Below are 16,903 nucleotides of genomic sequence, written 5' to 3' on the forward strand. Positions count from 1 at the left end.
ATTACTTTTGTCTGCTCTTTTCTTATAATTATTTTTCTTTTAAAGCATTGGCATCAAAAGTAATTCCTTCCCAGCCGGATTTCATAAAGTTCCGGATATTCTGATGATCAGTTCCTTCAGGATTTTTCAGGACATCCTCTCTGTAAAACTCACCAAACAGCCAAAGTGTCTCTTCTTTTGTCAGATCCTTAATGCTTGCAAAACTGAAAACCTTGCATGAACCGTTGTTCTGTCCGGCCTGGTTGGTGGTATCACCGTTTTGAAATGCAGTAGGAGTAAATTCATAATGCTCATCAATATGAGCGATCACATCATTAAACTGGATGGTTTCCGGGAAATGTTTTAATTGTTCTAATAATACCATGAGCCTTGTTTTTTATTTTATACTATGTTTACGAGTCTGCCAATGTGCTTTTTCGTCTTTTTAATAAATTTTTGTAAAAATAATTAAAATTTCTTTATCTACGCAAAACTATTGCGCAATAATGATATTACTTTGCATCATCAAAATGAAACAATATGGAATTTAATGGAAATCATTTAATCGAATTAGGATATAGACCGGCAAAATGGTTTAAGGATGCCATTACCTATATCAACGAGAATAAATTGGATGAACATCAGATCGCAGAATATCTGGTACAGTTCAAACAGCCAGATCTTATTCCGCTTCATGAAACAGCTAAAGATTTTATAATCAATATACGTGCAGAACACGAAAGTGAAAATGATAATGTGGACAAAGTAATCAAAACCATGAAAGTTTTGATGAAAACTCCCACTCTGGTTGGCGGAGCTTTAATGCCGGACGCCTGCCCTACAGGTCCTGAAGGCCAGATTCCGGTGGGAGGAGTGGTCGTGGCTCAAAATGCCATTCACCCGGGATTCCATAGCGCCGATATCTGCTGTTCAGTGATGCTGACGGATTTTGGAAAGACAAATCCTAAAGATGTCCTGGATGCAGCACATTCTATCACTCATTTCGGATACGGAGGAAGACCAAGAGGCGAACAGATGCCGATGTCTCAGGAACTGATGGATGCTTTCAGAGAAAATAAGTTCTTAAATGATGAAAAACTAATCAGTATCGCCCGTTCTCATATGGGAACCCAGGGAGACGGAAACCATTTCCTTTTCGTTGGAATTTCCAAAAATACCGGAAACACAATGATGGTAACCCATCACGGATCAAGAGCTCCGGGTGCTGCCTTATATGATAAAGGAATGAAGACCGCCAACCGTTTCAGACAGGAAATCTCCCCTGAAACATTAAGAGAAAACGCCTGGATTCCTTATGATACAGATGAAGGTAAATCGTATTGGGAAGCCCTTCAATTAATAAGACAATGGACCAAAGAAAATCATACTTCCCTTCATGATGCCGTGCTGAATAAGCTGGAAATGGAGAAGGAAAACAGGTATTGGAACGAACATAACTTCGTTTTCAGAGATGGAGACCTGTTCTATCATGCAAAAGGAGCTACTCCGCTGGATGATAAGTTCATGCCTGATATCACCGGACCAAGACTGATTCCGTTGAATATGGCAGAACCGGTATTGATTGTTCAGGGAAAGACCAATGAAAGAAACTTAGGTTTTGCTCCGCACGGCGCAGGAAGAAATTTCAGCAGAAGCCAGCATAAGAGATCGTTGGCTCATAAAACGACCGAGGAGATCTTCAATGAGGAAACAGCAGGATTAGATATCCGTTTCTATTCCAATGAGATTGATATTTCTGAACTTCCGAGCGCTTATAAAAGTGCGAAGAATGTAAGAGCACAAATAGAAGAATACGGACTTTGTGAAGTTCTGGATGAAGTGATGCCTTACGGATGTATTATGGCAGGAGATGTTCAGAAGAATGCTCCATGGAAGAAAAAGAAGAAATTCAGAAAAGCATAATTTTTATGTTTAAAATTGTTTAAACTTATTTAAAAACTTGCTTACTATTCAAACCTAACGGGTTTTAGAAACCCGTTAGGTTTGAACAAAAACAATAACCAAAATTTCACAGCACTAAAAAGTTATTTAAAAAAAATTCAAGGCAAAGAAAGTTCCTATATTTCCAGATTTACTTTCCGCCTTTTTACAAATTATAAGGCAAAGGGAGTTCCTATATTTTTTGGAAAAATACTCCCCGCTTTTTATAAACTATAGGTAAAAGGAGTTCCTATACCCTTCACTTTTAATGAATCTACTCCTCACTTATTTTTTAAACTTAAAACAATGAAAACACTACAATTATTCAATGCTGTACTGGCCAGAAAATCTGATGAAAAACCATTTATTTCCGATGATGGTTTCATGATTGAACCGGATGCTCTATGGGCAAAAAATGAGATCATCTCTTTTTATGCAAAGGAAAAATTAAATGGAAATGATTTGAATAAGACCTTTCATAAATCCTGGGAGAAAATAAAAAAAGCTTCCAGAATTGATTTATTGATTGAACAGATCACCCATTATATGTCAACGTATGGAAGTAATTTCCAAAGTGAAATCTATATTCCCGATGAAATATTGGATGTTCCTGATATGAAGCTGGTTTTTAAAGTTATCAAAGCCTGCTCTGTGGAAGAAATGCAGGAAAAATGTCTTGCTCTTTTAAGATCAGGAATTGCTTTAAAAGAAGAAACCATTGATGATTTGCTTTCTATTTTACATACGGAGCTGGAATATGATTTTACAGGAAAAGAAAACATCAGAAATAAAGAAGCGATTATAAAAATTGCTGACTTATATGATATTTACCCTGAAAATCCTGTTGAATTCTTGCGTTATGTCATTTATAAAACGACGAACACTACGCTTTTAATCAAAAATGATGATTTGATTAATTTAATCAAGCAGAGTAATTTCAATCCGACATATCTTTTTGAAAGCTTTGGAATGGAAAAAATGGCGGAAATTTTCAACAGATTCAAACCATTATTTCTGGCTTATAAAAACAGAGCACCCAAAGCGATCAATAAAATATCAAAGTTATCTAAGGTTCATCATAAACCATTGGTTTCAAACCCACTGAACGATGCTACCAATACATTACTGGAAAACAGCGATTGGCACTGGCTGGAAAATGCGACACCGTTTGCATTATTCAAAGCATTGTCAGCATGCTACTCAAGAATGTACGGTCAGGATACATTTGTTTACAGAATCCGAAACGGAAAATCATGGACTAAAAAAGGTAAGGAAACTTACGTGAATCAGTTCAATTATGATTTCATTCTGGACTTTTTGAAACTGAAGTATGAAAACCTATCCGGAAAGAAATTCTATTTCCCTGAGAATATAGAATTCGCATTGCCAACTTCTGAAAAGATGTTTGTTGGAAATATTCCTACCGGAACCCGTTTTTATGCGGATAGGCTGGCTGTAGGTATTTATTGGGAAAACCAATGGGGTGCCAATGACCTTGATCTTTCAGGATTGAACATCGCAGGAAAAATAGGTTGGAATGCCGCTTATAACCATGGTAACGGACAATTGATGTATTCAGGAGATATGACGTCTGCTCCCAACGGTGCGGTTGAATATCTTTATGCCAATAAAGGTCTTTGTGAGCCAACCCTTGTTATGAACAACGTTTTCAGCGGAGATGCGAACTGCGGATATAAAATTGTGATCGGAAAAGGGGATGATATTTCCTACGATTATATGATGAATCCTAATCATCTCTTTGCTGAAGCCAGATGTAATTCTGTTCAGAAGCAAATGATTCTGGGAATGCTGGTGACAAAGAATGAAAAACAATGTTTCGTACTGTTGAATTTCGGAGCCGGACATGCTCATGTTTCAGGAAATAGCCAGATTTCTGCAATGGCAACAAGTGCATTATACCAGCAATGGTATGAAGCGATGCCTTTCAATGAGCTTATCAAAGAGCTTGGTGGTGAGATTACGACAGAAAAAGCGGAAGCTGATTTTGATTTCTCACTGGAAAGCCTGGAAAAAGATAGTTTTATCAGAATTTTTAAATAAATTCTATGGCGTCATCTGATGGTATCGGGTGGCGTTTTTTATAATGGTATGGTTAGGGAAATGTTGAGAACCACCCCGTCAAAAATTCTTTGAATTTTCGCCATCCCTGCGGGGAGGGAAATTTTCACATATTCAGTTGGGAGAATGGTGGGGATTGTACTATTTCTGTGTATGTTTTTTACAGGATTGTGGCTGGATTCCGACGGAACGATACAATTAGAATGATGGTCTATCCACACAGTTTGTCATTCCGCAGGAATCCAGCCTGCAAAGTGTAATCTTTAACAGACGGACTAAAGTCCGTTCCTATTGAATAAAACTTTTACCGTAATTATACATTCACCTTCTTCACTGAAAAAACTCCTTCATTCACTTGAATAATCACTTTCCTTCCATAATCAATCTGAACAGCAAACATATTCTCCAATGGAAACTGAAGCACCGCCTGAAAGATCAGACGAATAACTCCGGCATGCGTAATTATAAGTGCTTTTTCCAGATCTTTTCTTTGAATGAATTCATTCCAGAAGCTGAGAACGCGTTTTTGCATTTCCAGAAGACTTTCACCGTCTGATGCTTTTACACTCACAAAATCTTTGTACCACGGATTGATTTCTTCTTCTGGAATATCCGTCCATTTTTTCATTTCCCAGTTCCCGAAATTCATTTCGCGAAGCCTTTCATCTGTTTGATAATCAAGCTTAAAAAAATCAGCTAAAAGACGGCAACGTTGAGAAGGACTTGAAATAATTACATCATAATTATCATCAAGGTTCAACATTGTAAAATCTTCAGTGAAATCTTTACGTAAAGGCATTTCCGCAAAACCATAACACCGGTTTTCCGGATTGTCTACAGCAGTATGACGGATCAGATGAATTTCCATACGATGATTGTTCCTAAATAAAATAAAACTTCACAAACCTGCTGTACAGAACCCAGACAATCTCCCGTGTAACCTCCGATATGTTTTTTAAAATACCAGCCCAAATAGATTTTCCCCACATACGCGAGAGCAAAAGCAAAAATCAAATGCCAGTCCTGAACCAGGGCAAATGCAATTAAAACACTGATAAATCCTACCAGCAACGCCATCTTATCCAACGGTTTATTGGCTAAAGGCTTTGATTTGCTTACATCAATATCGGTAACATACTGGTGAGTATAGATCATCGTTCCTGCAATAAAACGGCTTACCGTATGCCCTAAAATAACAATGAGTAAAACGCCCACCGGATTACTCATTCCCAGGGTCTGAATACTATAAAATTTTAAAGCAAAAAGCAATATGATCCCTATTGTACCATAGGCTCCTACCCGACTGTCCTTCATAATCGTCAGGATTTTTTCCTTTCCATATCCGCCTCCGAAACTGTCACACATGTCTGTGAAGCCGTCTTCATGAAAAGCTCCGGTCAGCAAAACATTAGAAATCATCATTAAAACAATCCCGATTTCAAGATTAAAAAGCAGTGTAGAAAGATAAAGAACCAAAGCGTTAATAAACCCTACGATCAAGCCTACCCAGGCAAAATATTTCTGGGATTTATTCATAATCTCACTGGAGTACGGGATGGTAAACGGAACCGGAATTCTTGTGAAAAACATTAACGCCGTAGCAAAGTAAATCAGTTCATTCTTGAGAATTTTCATCTGTTCTTTTTTAATACAAAAACTGGATTAATCAATTTTCGTAAAATTAGGAAAGCTTTTAACAATGATAAAGAGATCAATGAAAAAAATTAAAAACATGAATCTTATCACCTTAAATCTGTCCTTTTTATCTCTGAAGTATTTTTACTTTTGCTCCATTAATAACCATGAAAAAATAACAAATGAAAAAAGCGTATTTCGTTGGATTATGTCTTATATCCATCGTAAGCTGCTCGGCTCCCGGTGATGAACTGGACAATTTAAATGAAGCCCAAGCCTTAAATGCATCCGGCAATAACATAATAGCGAAAGGAGGCTTCAGAGACACTCCTGATACCCCAACTCCTCCTCCTGCAGGAATCTGGACTAAATTTTTCTCTTTAACTAATCCTATTTATGGGTTTTACAGTAACGATACTAAAAAACATTTGTACATTAACTCTCCTCGGGTAGAAATGCTTCCAAAATCATATTCAGGATTGAGTTATTATTATCTGGAAAGATTAATAGGCTCTGCAGATGGGCCTGGCCCGGCAATTTCAGCATGGTTCAATACCATTACTAATGATCAGGTATTAACAACCAATCCTAATGAGATCAATGGACAAAGCAACTGGAAAGAAAGCAACCTTGGTACCAGTTATAATGGTGACGAGCCGGGAAGTTTTCCGATTTACAGGTATTTCAATGGTGATAAAAAGACGCACTTCTACACCAGAGATAAAAATGAATTGGGAGATGGAAAAGACGGCTATGCTTATGAAGGGATTGCATTCTACCTTAAAGATTCACCACCTAAAGATTTTAGAATCCGTGACGGAGAATTTTTCCAGGATAACAGTACAGGAAGTCTTTACATCGTATTTGAAAGTACCCTGAGACGTATTGAATCCTTTGCAGTAATCAATAATCTGTTTGCTGTTCAGGGCAAAGCCTATCTGATTTCTAAAGTGAATATAGAAGAATACACCGGAGAAAGAGGAGCTGATATCACTTCTTCGACCCAACTTGTACAAAATACCAATGATGGCAAAATATATTTGGTTGACGATGGGTTATACAGATATATTCCATCTATGCAGATATTTAACACCTATAAATTCAATTCGGATGCTATTCAACATAAGCCCGTACGAATGATGTTTACAGGGAAAGATATTGCTAAAACTTACTAGTATTTTTCATTTTTATACAATAAAAGGGGCTTCATTGCCCCTTTTATTGTATAAAACTAAGATGATTTGTTGGAAATATGAGCATCTTCAAAGCTTGACATTTCATTCAGGAAATTAACCGCACTCTGAATAATCGGATAAGCCAATGCACAACCTGTACCTTCTCCGAGGCGTAGATTCAGATTAAGAATAGCCTGCTCTCTCATTAACCCCAGCAACTGAGGATGGGCATTTTCATTGCTTACATGACAGAAGATACAGTTGTTCAACACTTCAGGATTCTTTTTCCAGACTGTAGCTACAGCAACTGTTGCGATAAATCCGTCTACCATGATCAGCATATTGTGATGATAAGCTTCTTCTATGGCTCCAATCATTTGGGCAATTTCTAATCCGCCAAATGTTTGGGCAATTTCATCCTCAGTCATTTCAGCCGGATATTTTTCAATAGCTTCTTTTAAAATACTGACCTTATTGTCTAGCTGATGGTCATTCAGTCCCGTTCCACGTCCGATACAATGGATAATCGGAATATCAAAGAGCTTGCTCATCATCAAAGAAGAAGCGGAGGTATTCCCGATTCCCATTTCTCCAAAGCCAATGATATTGCAGCCTTTTTTAGCAATATCATTCACCACTGCTTTTCCGTTTTTAAGCGCCTGATGGTATTCTTCAGGAGTCATGGCAGGTTCTTCCAGAATATTACGGCTGGATTTTCTTACTTTTTTATCAATGAGATTCAGTCCTTCCGGGAAATCAAAGTTCACTCCTGCATCTACAATTTTAATGTTGATACCATTCTGTCTGCAAAAAACATTAATGGCAGCACCTCCGCCAAGGAAGTTCATCACCATCTGATAGGTGACCTCCTGTGGATAGGCACTGACGCCTGCAGCAGCAATCCCATGATCGGCCGCAAAAACTACCATATGAGGATTCAATAACTGTGGTGAAGTGGTTTTCTGAACCATTCCGATTTTGTGGGCAATATGTTCAAGATGTCCTAATGCGCCTAACGGTTTTGTTTTAAAATCAATTTTATGCTGTAATTCTGATGATAACATGGATGTTTATAGTTATGTTAAATGGAAAAGTGCAATATTAGTAAAATTCAATGAGTCTTTTCTTTTGTCTTGACACAAAAGAAACAAAAGGTCAAGACCTTGAAAATTGAGCTAAAAATAAAATGTGTTCTCTAAAAATTCTAAACTCGTGCGAATTCATTATTACTTTTTTGTATCAATATATTCGTCGCACTCAGACAGGAGAATTTTCTTAACGTTCACAAAATTTATTTTTTTAACGCCCAATTTTCAAAAGTCAAAAAATTTTAGCCCTCAATATTCACTTACTCACCAACCCGAACCCCCGCAACTCTCAAACTCTCCCACACTCAAACCCTAAAACCCACCCCCACGAAACCCGGATCCCGCAACAAAAAAACAACGTAAGAACATTGCGCACTTCATCTTTTACTTTGCATCATAAATACAAAAACAATGACACCAAAAATACTTGAAAAAATAAAAGAAATAGAAGCAGCACGGGGCGTGGAAGTCCTTCTTGCCGTAGAATCAGGGAGCAGAGCCTGGGGTTTTGCGTCTCCTGACAGTGATTATGATATACGTTTTATATACCGTCACAACAAAGACTGGTATCTTTCTCCCTGGGATAAGGATGAAACGATAGAATTTATGACAGAAGATGATCTGGATGGTTCCGGCTGGGATCTGAGAAAGACGTTTCATCTTTTGCTGAAGTCAAATGCGGCTTTACTGAGCTGGTTCTATTCTCCTATCGTATATAAAGCGGATGAAAGGTTTGTAGAACTCTTTAAACCTTTGGCTGATGCCTGTTTTTCTCCGGTAGCGGTTTCTTATCATTATCTGAGCATGAGCAAGAAATATCTGGAAGCCTGTAGAAGTGATGAAGTAAAATTAAAAAGTTATTTTTATTGTTTACGAACCACATTAACAGGAAAATGGATCATAGAAAAAGGAACGGTTCCTCCTGTACTGTTCAGTGAGTTGCTTGTTTTAACAGATAACAAAACCAGACGGAAAATAGAAGATCTCGTTGCCTTAAAAGTCACCAAAGGAGAATCTTACTACCATCCGAACGATTGGGAACTGTTTGATTTTCTGGAGAAAACGATAGCAGATAATGAAGAAAAATCGAAAGGTTTATCAGGAGGAAAGGCGGATAAAGGTGAGATGGAGAGGGTTTTTAGGGAGATATTAAAATAGAAAATAACATAAAAAGCTTATTTTACATAAAAAAAAATAAAAGATACAGATGAAAAATATAATCGCTCTTTCTCCCATGTATACGGAAGATAGCAATAATTTGAAAAAAGCATCGCTCACTTCTTCTTATGAACTGAGTCGTTTCAATGCAAAATGGAATGTTCCGGAGGAATTTCGCGCGGATGTAGTAGCAGTCTATGGTGAAGATATTTATGCAGAAATTGTAGCAGAGCAATGTAATCTAACATTAACAAAGCCCAATGATAACTGGCTCTCAAACATTTCAGAAGAATTTACAAAACGGAAAATTGTTTACGGAAAGTTGAAAGACTTCGTACATGAAGAAAATATTTTTATCAAATGTTCGGATTTTAAAAGCTTTAAAGCAGGAGTTTTCGATAAAGTTACAAATATCAAAGGCTTTGAAACACTTGATCTGGAAAGTATGGTTTTCACTTCAGAAGTAGTGGAATGGGAACTTGAGGTTAGATGTTTTGTTTTGAATAATGAAATTAAAACTTATTCTTCTTATTGGAGAAATGATACTTTCGACACCAACCCGCTTTCTGAACCGGAACAAAAAGATTTGTTTGAGTTTTTCGGCAGGTTTATTACACAATATGCTGAAACACTTCCAAAAGCAATCGTTCTGGATTTCGGGATTATTAAAGGAAAAGGCTGGGCTTTAATTGAAGCAAATCCTGCATGGTGTTCCGGGTTGTATGCCTGCGATGCAGAAAAAGCTTTGGAAGTAATTTTAAACAGTTGCATTAAAAATTAGATCTCAAAAATACATATATATTGATTTTATAAATGACCATCCAAGACCTAAAAAACAAAAACCTCCTCCTCTTCGAAGCCATTTCCGGAAGCAGAGCTTTTGGGCTGGCGACGGAGAATTCTGATACGGATATCCGCGGGGTGTATTATCTGCCGAAGGAAGATTTCTTTGGACTGAACTATATTCCGCAGATTTCCAATGAAACGAATGATCTTACGTATTATGAAATCGGGAGATTTGTAGAACTGCTTCAGAAAAACAATCCTAATATTCTGGAAATTCTGGCCAGTCCTGAGGATTGTATTCTGTACAAACATCCACTGATGGATTTATTGAAAACAGAAGATTTCCTATCCAAACTATGCAAAGATACATTTGCAGGTTACGCTGTTTCCCAGATTAAAAAGGCAAAAGGTCTCAATAAAAAGATTGTCAATCCGATTGATAAAGAAAGAAAATCAATCCTGGATTTCTGTTTTATTTTGGAAGGACAAGGTTCTGTACCCTTGAAAAAATGGTTGGATGAGGATGGCCTCTCACAGGAAAATTGCGGATTGATAAACATTGATCATACCAAGGGAATGTATGCTTTATTTTATGATGAATCGGGGACATTGGGATATAAAGGAATTATTCAGAATGAAGAAGCAAATCAGGTTTCCTTATCATCGATTCCTAAAGAGGAAAAACCGGTTGCTTACCTGTATTGCAATCTTGATGCGTATTCCGTGTATTGCAAAGATTACAGGGAATATTGGAAATGGGTGGCTGAGCGTAATGAAGACCGTTACAACGTTAATCAGACTCACGGACAGAATTACGACAGCAAGAATATGATGCACACCATCCGGTTGCTGCAGTCCTGTGAACAGATTTTTAAAACCGGGTCACTGACAATCTGTGTTGATAACCGTGACGAACTGTTAGATATCAAAGCTGGAAACCAGTCGTATGAAAACGTCCTGCAAAAGGCAGAAAACCTGATAGAATCCATAGAAAGTCATTATTCTACCACCACTCTACCCGACGCTCCGGACCTGGAGAAAACCACAAAAATATTAATTCGGATCAGAGAAAAACTGTATACTCGTGAATGATAAATGATGAATGATGAATGGTGGGATTGATGAACTTCATCACTCCCACTCTCAAACACTCTCACCCCGTACCCTGCAACCCGCAACTCTCATCCACACCATCAAACCCCGAAACTCGCACCCCGTACCTCTCCACCACACTCACTTACCCTCAAACGCTCCCACTCTCAAACACTCAAACCCGAAAACTCACTTCTTAGACGCCTTCGCCACGGGATTATAATCCAAACATATTTTAATCCAATACTCAAAATCATCTGCTTTTTGAAAACCGATGGGTTCTACATAGCAATAGCCATTTAACTGTTTCCCTTTCATGATCATTGGGAGAAAGCCTTTCTTTTCCGAAACCTCATCTTCCAGTTCGGGATTGTAGCGGCACATCAGGTTATCATGACTGATGTTGATGCACATCTTTCCGTTCACCAGAAAAGACAGTCCGCTGAACATTTTCTTTTCCTCGACCTCTATATTATTTTCCATTGAAAGCCGTTCACGTACCCGGTCGGCAAGTTCTGTACTGTAAGCCATGATTTCAATTTTTTGATTTATCCCTTTTAATAATAATGGCTTCGACAAGCTCAGCCTGACAACGCTTAAAAATTTCGGCTGGTATTCCGGTTTGCCACCCTGAGCCTGTCGAAGGGTATCAATAAGAAAACCTTTGTTAATCATTAAGCTCGAGTATTAATTAAAGGGATAAGTTGATCAACTTTTTTATATTAAAATTAATTAAAAACTGTGATTAACACGTTATTTTTTTAATATTATTGATGATCTCAGAATTTAAAAATTAAAATTTTATTTAAATAAATTATTGTTTTACGATAATTAATTATACATTTGCAATAGTAATTACAATTCATACCATGAACCAGACCAAAATTATTTCAAGGATTTTATTTTATATCTGTGCCTTACTTTCGGCCGGATATCTGATCACTTTTGGGTATTCCTTATTCTGTCTGATGAGCGGATTTGCGGTCACGCCTTATAAAGAAGGACAGTTCCTTCACATCAATTATCCGTTTACAGAACAACCGTTTCTGAATATCGAAAACAATTATCCTTATATGATCTTTTCCTTTATGTTGGTGCTTATCACTTATGGAATCTTTTTCTGGTTATCTGCCAGGGTTTTCAAAGTGTTTTTCCAACAGAAACTGTTTACTCAGGAAAATATCATTCAGCTTAAGAGATTTTACCTGTATAATATTTTCATTCCCCTTCCACTGGTTATTGTCGCGAGTTTCTTTGTGGAAGTAGAAAGTATCATATGGGGATTGGTGTTTATTCACTTTATGCTTGGAATTTTCTGCCTGTTTCTTGCGAATATCTTTAAGCAAGGACTACATTTGCAAAACGAACAAGACCTATTTATTTAAAATGCCAATTATAGTCAACTTAGATGTGATGCTTGCCAAACGAAAAATGCAGAGTAAAGAATTGGCAGAAAAACTGGGTATCACCCCCGTGAACCTCTCTATCCTGAAAACCGGCAAAGCCAAAGGTGTCCGCTTCGATACCCTTGAAGCCATCTGTAAAATCCTGGAATGCCAGCCTGGAGATATTCTTGAATTTAAAGAGTAAACGGGATGCGGGATGCGGGTTGCGAGGAGTTGCGAGATGCGAGTTGCGGGGTTGGAGAGTTTGAGGGTGAGAGCGTTTGAGAATGATCTGTAAAACTTCCACTTCCACTTCTAACTTCTAACTTCTAGCTTCCAGCATCTAGCTTCCTACCTTCAGCTTCAAGCCATTTCTAACTTCTAAAATTGCTGCCATATGGCCGCCTGTCCTTCTATTCCCCAAACACAACGTTATGAACACATTAACCATCAACAATCTTAGCCTTACCTATAAAAATGGATTTCAGGCGATTAAAGACATTTCACTCGACATCAAAAACGGTATGTTCGGGCTTCTTGGTCCCAACGGAGCCGGAAAATCTTCTTTGATGAAAACCATTGTCGGACTTCAGAAACCAACCTCCGGAACAATACTTTTCAACGGAGTGGACATCGCCAAAAACCCTGATTATATTAAACAGAATCTTGGATTTCTCCCACAGGATTTCGGAGTATACCCAAAAGTTTCCGCGTATGATCTATTGGAACATATTGCCGTATTGAAAGGGATTACCGACAAAAACGAACGTAAAAAACAAATTCTGGGCTTGCTGGAAAAAGTCAACCTTTCTGATTTTGCTAAAAAAGAAGTCCATACCTTTTCTGGGGGAATGAAACAGCGTTTCGGTGTTGCCCAGGCCTTATTGGGAGATCCGAAGATCATCATTGTAGATGAGCCTACTGCAGGGCTGGATCCTGAGGAACGCAACCGCTTCAATACACTTCTCAATGATATCAGTCAGGAGGTTATTGTTATTCTGTCTACTCATCTCGTTGAAGATGTCAGAAACCTTTGCTCAGAAATGGCAGTGATGAACCATGGGCAAATTCTCAGAAAAGGAAATCCGGGAACACTCATTGCAGAGCTGGACAACAGAATCTGGTCAAAACCCATTGACAAAAATGAACTGGAAAGCTACCATTCAAACTATGAAATCATCAGCAGACAGCTTTTGGAAAGAGAACTTCACATCACTGTATTTTCTGAAGAACCTCCGAAAGACTTCAGTCCGGTAACCCCTTCGCTGGAGCACGTTTACTTCCATACACTCACCCAAAAACCTTAATCATGAATACGATATTTTTATTTGAAGCCGGACGCTCTTCCCAGCACTGGCTCACCTATCTTGTGGCCTTACTTTTAATAGGAATGGGCATCTTTTGTGGAAACCAGTTCAATCTTTCAGTGGGAGAAGGGATTTATTTAAACTCTCCCTACACCATTGGTTTTATGACCGGAATGCTGAGCCTTGCCGTGATTTTTTTCGCTACGGTTTATGCTTTGCAGCTGCTTTTTAAAGATCAGGATTCAAAATTTGACAGTATTCTGTTTTCATTTCCTTTTTCAAAATTTACTTATCTGAAAGGAAAATTCTCCATCTATTTTTTACAGACGTTTTTAAGTTTTTGTTTCCTAATGACAGGATTTATCATAGGTCAGATGATGCGGACCGGAAGTGAAATGCAGGAAAGTTTTAACATTGTCCATTATCTATATCCTATATTCATATTCGGTTTTATCAACAGTTTGTTTGTCTGCAGTTTTCTTTTTCTCATTGCATTTATTGTCAGGAAAAAACTGCTGGTTGTAGTAGGTGGACTGCTTCTGTATGTTTTTTACATGATTATCCTGCTGTTTTCCAATTCACCCTTTATGGCGGGAAGTCTTCCCCAGTCACTGGAAACACAACAGTTTTCGGCTTTAATAGATCCTTTTGGATTATCCGCTTATTTTATGGAAGCCCGTGATTTGACTGCTCAACAGAAAAATACCCAAATGATTCCTTTCTCTGGTTATCTTTTGTTTAACAGAATTTTATTCTTTTTTATATCTGCTGGAATTCTTCTGCTTTCGCACAGATTATTTTCTTTCTCCAATACCTCCGGACAGAAAGTAAAAACATCAGGAAAAACTCTTATATTTTCGGAAACAAATGGAGCAGAATACTCCACTGTTACACCCAGATTCAATGCATGGAGTTCTTTTCGATCTGTACTTTCATTTGCCCAAACGGATCTTACCTATTTGTTTAAAAGTATTGCCGTTCCTGCTGTATCTATTCTTTTATTATTCTCTGTGGGAATGGAAATGTATGCCGAAATTGAAAAAGGAATCCGTCTTCCGCAGAAGTATGCGAGTTCAGGACTTATGGCGACCACCATTTCAGAGAATTTTCATTTGCTTGGACTTCTTATTTCCGCTTATTTTTTAAACGATGTTTACTGGAGAAGTTCTTCATCAGGATTTTCTCTGATTGAAAACAGCACTTATTTTTCCAAAAACCGATTAACCGGACATTTTCTTTCCATCAGCTTTCTGCTGTTCTTCTTTACCGGAATTTTAATTATTCAGGGAATTATTTTTCAAATGGCTTATCAATATTTTCATATAGACTGGAAGGCTTATCTTGGTGTTTTTCTTTTCAATACTTTCCCATTGATGCTGTTTTCCGGATTGATTCTTTTGATGAATGACAGAATTCCCAATAAATTTATAGCCCTTGGAGTTTCCATCCTTGCCATTTTTATAGTATCAGGTCCGGTTTCAGGGAAATTAATCTCCTACCCTCTTTTCAGGATATTCTCAGGTTTTAAAGGGACTTACAGTGAGTTTAACGGCTATGGAATCTATGAAGAAGCTTTTGCTCAAAGACTATTATTCGGAACGGGAATTATCAGTATTTTATGGATGCTCAGCAGTATTATAAAAATTAAAAAAGTTCCTGTATTTGCATCTGGCTTCAGTATCATTCTGCTCATCTCAGGAATCTTTGCCGGAGTATTGTTTATGAAAGGTTATATTCCCAAAAATGAAGATCAGGCTATTCTAAGCTCGGCAGCATATGAAAAAAACTATAGAAAATATGAAAAACTTCCACAGCCGGATATCACCGATATTGCGACAGAAATTAAACTGTATCCTTCAAGCAATGCTTATCAGATTATAGGAAAATATACCCTTAAAAATCAAACCAATCAACCTATCAATAAGGTTCTGATTAATTTTAATGAGGATTTAAAACTGGAATCTGCTGTGATAAAGTGTGGTACTGAAATCTCAAAAATTAATAACCATATTACAGAAGTTTCATTACAAAAGCCTCTTCAACCGGGCAAGACTGCTTCTCTTGATTTTACATTATCTTATCAATGGTTTGCGGTCAACGGACACCAGTCTTTCAATGCCATTATTGAAAACGGGTCTTTTATGAGAATCAGCCGATATTATCCAACAATTGGATATCAGAAGGATAATGAAATTCAGGATGAAAAACAAAGAAGCAAATTCAAGCTTGGAAAACTTACTGAGCTGAAGAAACCTGAAGCTCCTGAAGTTTCAAAAAAGGATTTTATCAATCTTACCATGATGATTTCCACCGAAAAGAAACAGACAGCCATTGGAACAGGAGACCTTGTCAGAAAATGGTCAGAATCTGGTCGTAATTATTTCGAGTATAAAGCCGATCAGATTCCTTTCCGGTTTGCCGTTTCATCTGCTGAATATAAGATCAAAAGCGTGAACTATAAAGGAATTTCCATCAATCTCTTTTATCATCAGAAACACTTTGAGAATGTGGATCACCTCCTTGAAAATGCAAAGCTTACTTTAGATTACTGTCAGCAGAATTTTGGACAATATCCTTTTAAAAGCATCAATTTTGCGGAGATTTCTTCTTTTACCAAAGGTTTTGCCGCGACAGCCTATCCTTCTGCTGTTTTTATGCCAGAAGATATGATTTTTCACGCCAACATTCAAGCCGATAAAAAACAGGATGTCATCAATGAACTGGCAGGCCATGAACTATCTCATCTGTGGTGGGGCAACAGCCAGATCGACCCCGATGACAGAGAAGGTTCTGTAATGCTAACCGAAACCCTCGCCATGTATACCGAAATGATGCTCTACAAAAAAATGCATGGTCGAGAAAAAATGATGGAAAGAATCAACGTACATCAGCAGATCTATGACAATGAAAAAGGACTGTCTGAAAATGTTCCGATTTATAAAGCAACCGGAGATGTTCCCCATATTTCGTATTCCAAAGGAGCTGCCGCAATGGTAGAATTGAGTAACTTAATCGGTGAAGAGAAAGTGAACCTGGCTTTGAAAAATTTCCTCAATAACAATCAATATCCCAAAAAACCTGGTTCATTGGATCTGATCAATGAGTTTTACAACGTTGCTCCGGATCTTTCCACCAGAAAGCAAATCGACAGATTATTCAAAACCACAGAAAATATAACTTTTACTTCAGGGTCTAAAACTGCTTCTGTAAAAGCACAGAAGCAAAGAATCCGGTAACAGTTTTTAATTTTTTTGAAAATATTTTTTCAGGAATTGTAA

General features: G+C 37.6%; 15 protein-coding genes. 10 read left to right on the forward strand and 5 right to left on the reverse strand.

All coding sequences use genetic code 11. The features are described from left to right. Window positions 1–28 precede the first annotated feature (28 nt). Window positions 29–364 (reverse strand): HopJ type III effector protein, encoded by a 336-nt coding sequence (locus AC5YGI_RS03120; protein WP_227944084.1) that lies wholly within the window; start codon window positions 362–364, stop codon window positions 29–31. 155 nt (window positions 365–519) lie between these two features. Here AC5YGI_RS03120 and AC5YGI_RS03125 point away from each other — a divergent pair, with 155 nt between their 5' ends. Together AC5YGI_RS03125 and AC5YGI_RS03130 are read left to right on the forward strand one after the other, a co-directional pair. After that, window positions 520–1,902, forward strand: coding sequence for an RtcB family protein (locus AC5YGI_RS03125; RefSeq protein ID WP_330745599.1), 1,383 nt, complete (start codon window positions 520–522; stop codon window positions 1,900–1,902). 324 nt (window positions 1,903–2,226) lie between these two features. Then, entirely contained in the window at window positions 2,227–3,981 is a 1,755-nt protein-coding gene (locus tag AC5YGI_RS03130) for a hypothetical protein (protein ID WP_330745598.1), read from the forward strand. 331 nt (window positions 3,982–4,312) lie between these two features. Here the strand turns inward: AC5YGI_RS03130 and AC5YGI_RS03135 are convergent, their stop codons facing one another. After that, complete coding sequence (locus AC5YGI_RS03135) at window positions 4,313–4,867, reverse strand: histidine phosphatase family protein (protein ID WP_330745597.1); 555 nt, start codon at window positions 4,865–4,867, stop codon at window positions 4,313–4,315. After that, window positions 4,852–5,634 carry an adenosylcobinamide-GDP ribazoletransferase gene (locus AC5YGI_RS03140; RefSeq protein ID WP_330745596.1) on the reverse strand — a complete coding sequence of 261 codons (783 nt, stop codon included), beginning with the start codon at window positions 5,632–5,634 and terminating at the stop codon, window positions 4,852–4,854. The genes AC5YGI_RS03135 and AC5YGI_RS03140 overlap by 16 nt, the downstream gene beginning before the upstream one ends. A 182-nt stretch (window positions 5,635–5,816) precedes the next feature. Here AC5YGI_RS03140 and AC5YGI_RS03145 point away from each other — a divergent pair, with 182 nt between their 5' ends. Then, on the forward strand, window positions 5,817–6,809 hold the full coding sequence (locus AC5YGI_RS03145) for a hypothetical protein (RefSeq protein ID WP_330745595.1): 993 nt from the start codon (window positions 5,817–5,819) through the stop codon (window positions 6,807–6,809). Window positions 6,810–6,865: 56 nt separating this feature from the next. Here AC5YGI_RS03145 and cobT read toward each other — a convergent pair whose 3' ends face one another. Beyond that, a complete protein-coding gene (gene cobT, locus AC5YGI_RS03150; RefSeq protein ID WP_496167489.1) occupies window positions 6,866–7,873 on the reverse strand; it encodes a nicotinate-nucleotide--dimethylbenzimidazole phosphoribosyltransferase in 1,008 nt (335 codons plus the stop codon). Window positions 7,874–8,308: 435 nt separating this feature from the next. Between cobT and AC5YGI_RS03155 the strand changes: the two genes are divergently transcribed. Genes AC5YGI_RS03155 through AC5YGI_RS03165 form a run of 3 tightly spaced genes read left to right on the forward strand, consistent with a single transcriptional unit; the run spans window position 8,309 to window position 10,933 of the window. Further along, entirely contained in the window at window positions 8,309–9,055 is a 747-nt protein-coding gene (locus AC5YGI_RS03155; protein WP_496167490.1) for a nucleotidyltransferase domain-containing protein, read from the forward strand. A gap of 49 nt (window positions 9,056–9,104) precedes the next feature. Next, window positions 9,105–9,836, forward strand: coding sequence for an ATP-grasp domain-containing protein (locus AC5YGI_RS03160; RefSeq protein ID WP_496167492.1), 732 nt, complete (start codon window positions 9,105–9,107; stop codon window positions 9,834–9,836). A 32-nt stretch (window positions 9,837–9,868) separates the two neighbouring features. Continuing rightward, entirely contained in the window at window positions 9,869–10,933 is a 1,065-nt protein-coding gene (locus AC5YGI_RS03165) for a nucleotidyltransferase domain-containing protein (protein WP_496167494.1), read from the forward strand. A gap of 189 nt (window positions 10,934–11,122) precedes the next feature. Here the strand turns inward: AC5YGI_RS03165 and AC5YGI_RS03170 are convergent, their stop codons facing one another. Beyond that, a complete protein-coding gene (locus tag AC5YGI_RS03170) occupies window positions 11,123–11,608 on the reverse strand; it encodes a TfoX/Sxy family protein (RefSeq protein WP_496167496.1) in 486 nt (161 codons plus the stop codon). Window positions 11,609–11,802: 194 nt separating this feature from the next. Here AC5YGI_RS03170 and AC5YGI_RS03175 point away from each other — a divergent pair, with 194 nt between their 5' ends. The 4 genes from AC5YGI_RS03175 to AC5YGI_RS03190 all read left to right on the forward strand — a co-directional run bounded on the left by AC5YGI_RS03175 (window position 11,803) and on the right by AC5YGI_RS03190 (window position 16,861). Next, window positions 11,803–12,318, forward strand: coding sequence for a DUF2975 domain-containing protein (locus tag AC5YGI_RS03175; RefSeq protein WP_496167498.1), 516 nt, complete (start codon window positions 11,803–11,805; stop codon window positions 12,316–12,318). A 1-nt stretch (window position 12,319) separates the two neighbouring features. Continuing rightward, window positions 12,320–12,523 (forward strand): helix-turn-helix domain-containing protein, encoded by a 204-nt coding sequence (locus tag AC5YGI_RS03180; protein WP_002980904.1) that lies wholly within the window; start codon window positions 12,320–12,322, stop codon window positions 12,521–12,523. Window positions 12,524–12,752: 229 nt separating this feature from the next. Further along, on the forward strand, window positions 12,753–13,625 hold the full coding sequence (locus AC5YGI_RS03185) for an ABC transporter ATP-binding protein (protein ID WP_496167499.1): 873 nt from the start codon (window positions 12,753–12,755) through the stop codon (window positions 13,623–13,625). Window positions 13,626–13,627: 2 nt separating this feature from the next. Then, the gene (locus AC5YGI_RS03190) at window positions 13,628–16,861 is read left to right on the forward strand and encodes a M1 family aminopeptidase (RefSeq protein ID WP_496167500.1); all 3,234 of its coding nucleotides are present in this window, start codon (window positions 13,628–13,630) and stop codon (window positions 16,859–16,861) included. Window positions 16,862–16,903 lie beyond the last annotated feature (42 nt).

It is taken from the genome of Chryseobacterium sp. CS3K3.1 (assembly GCF_059515165.1).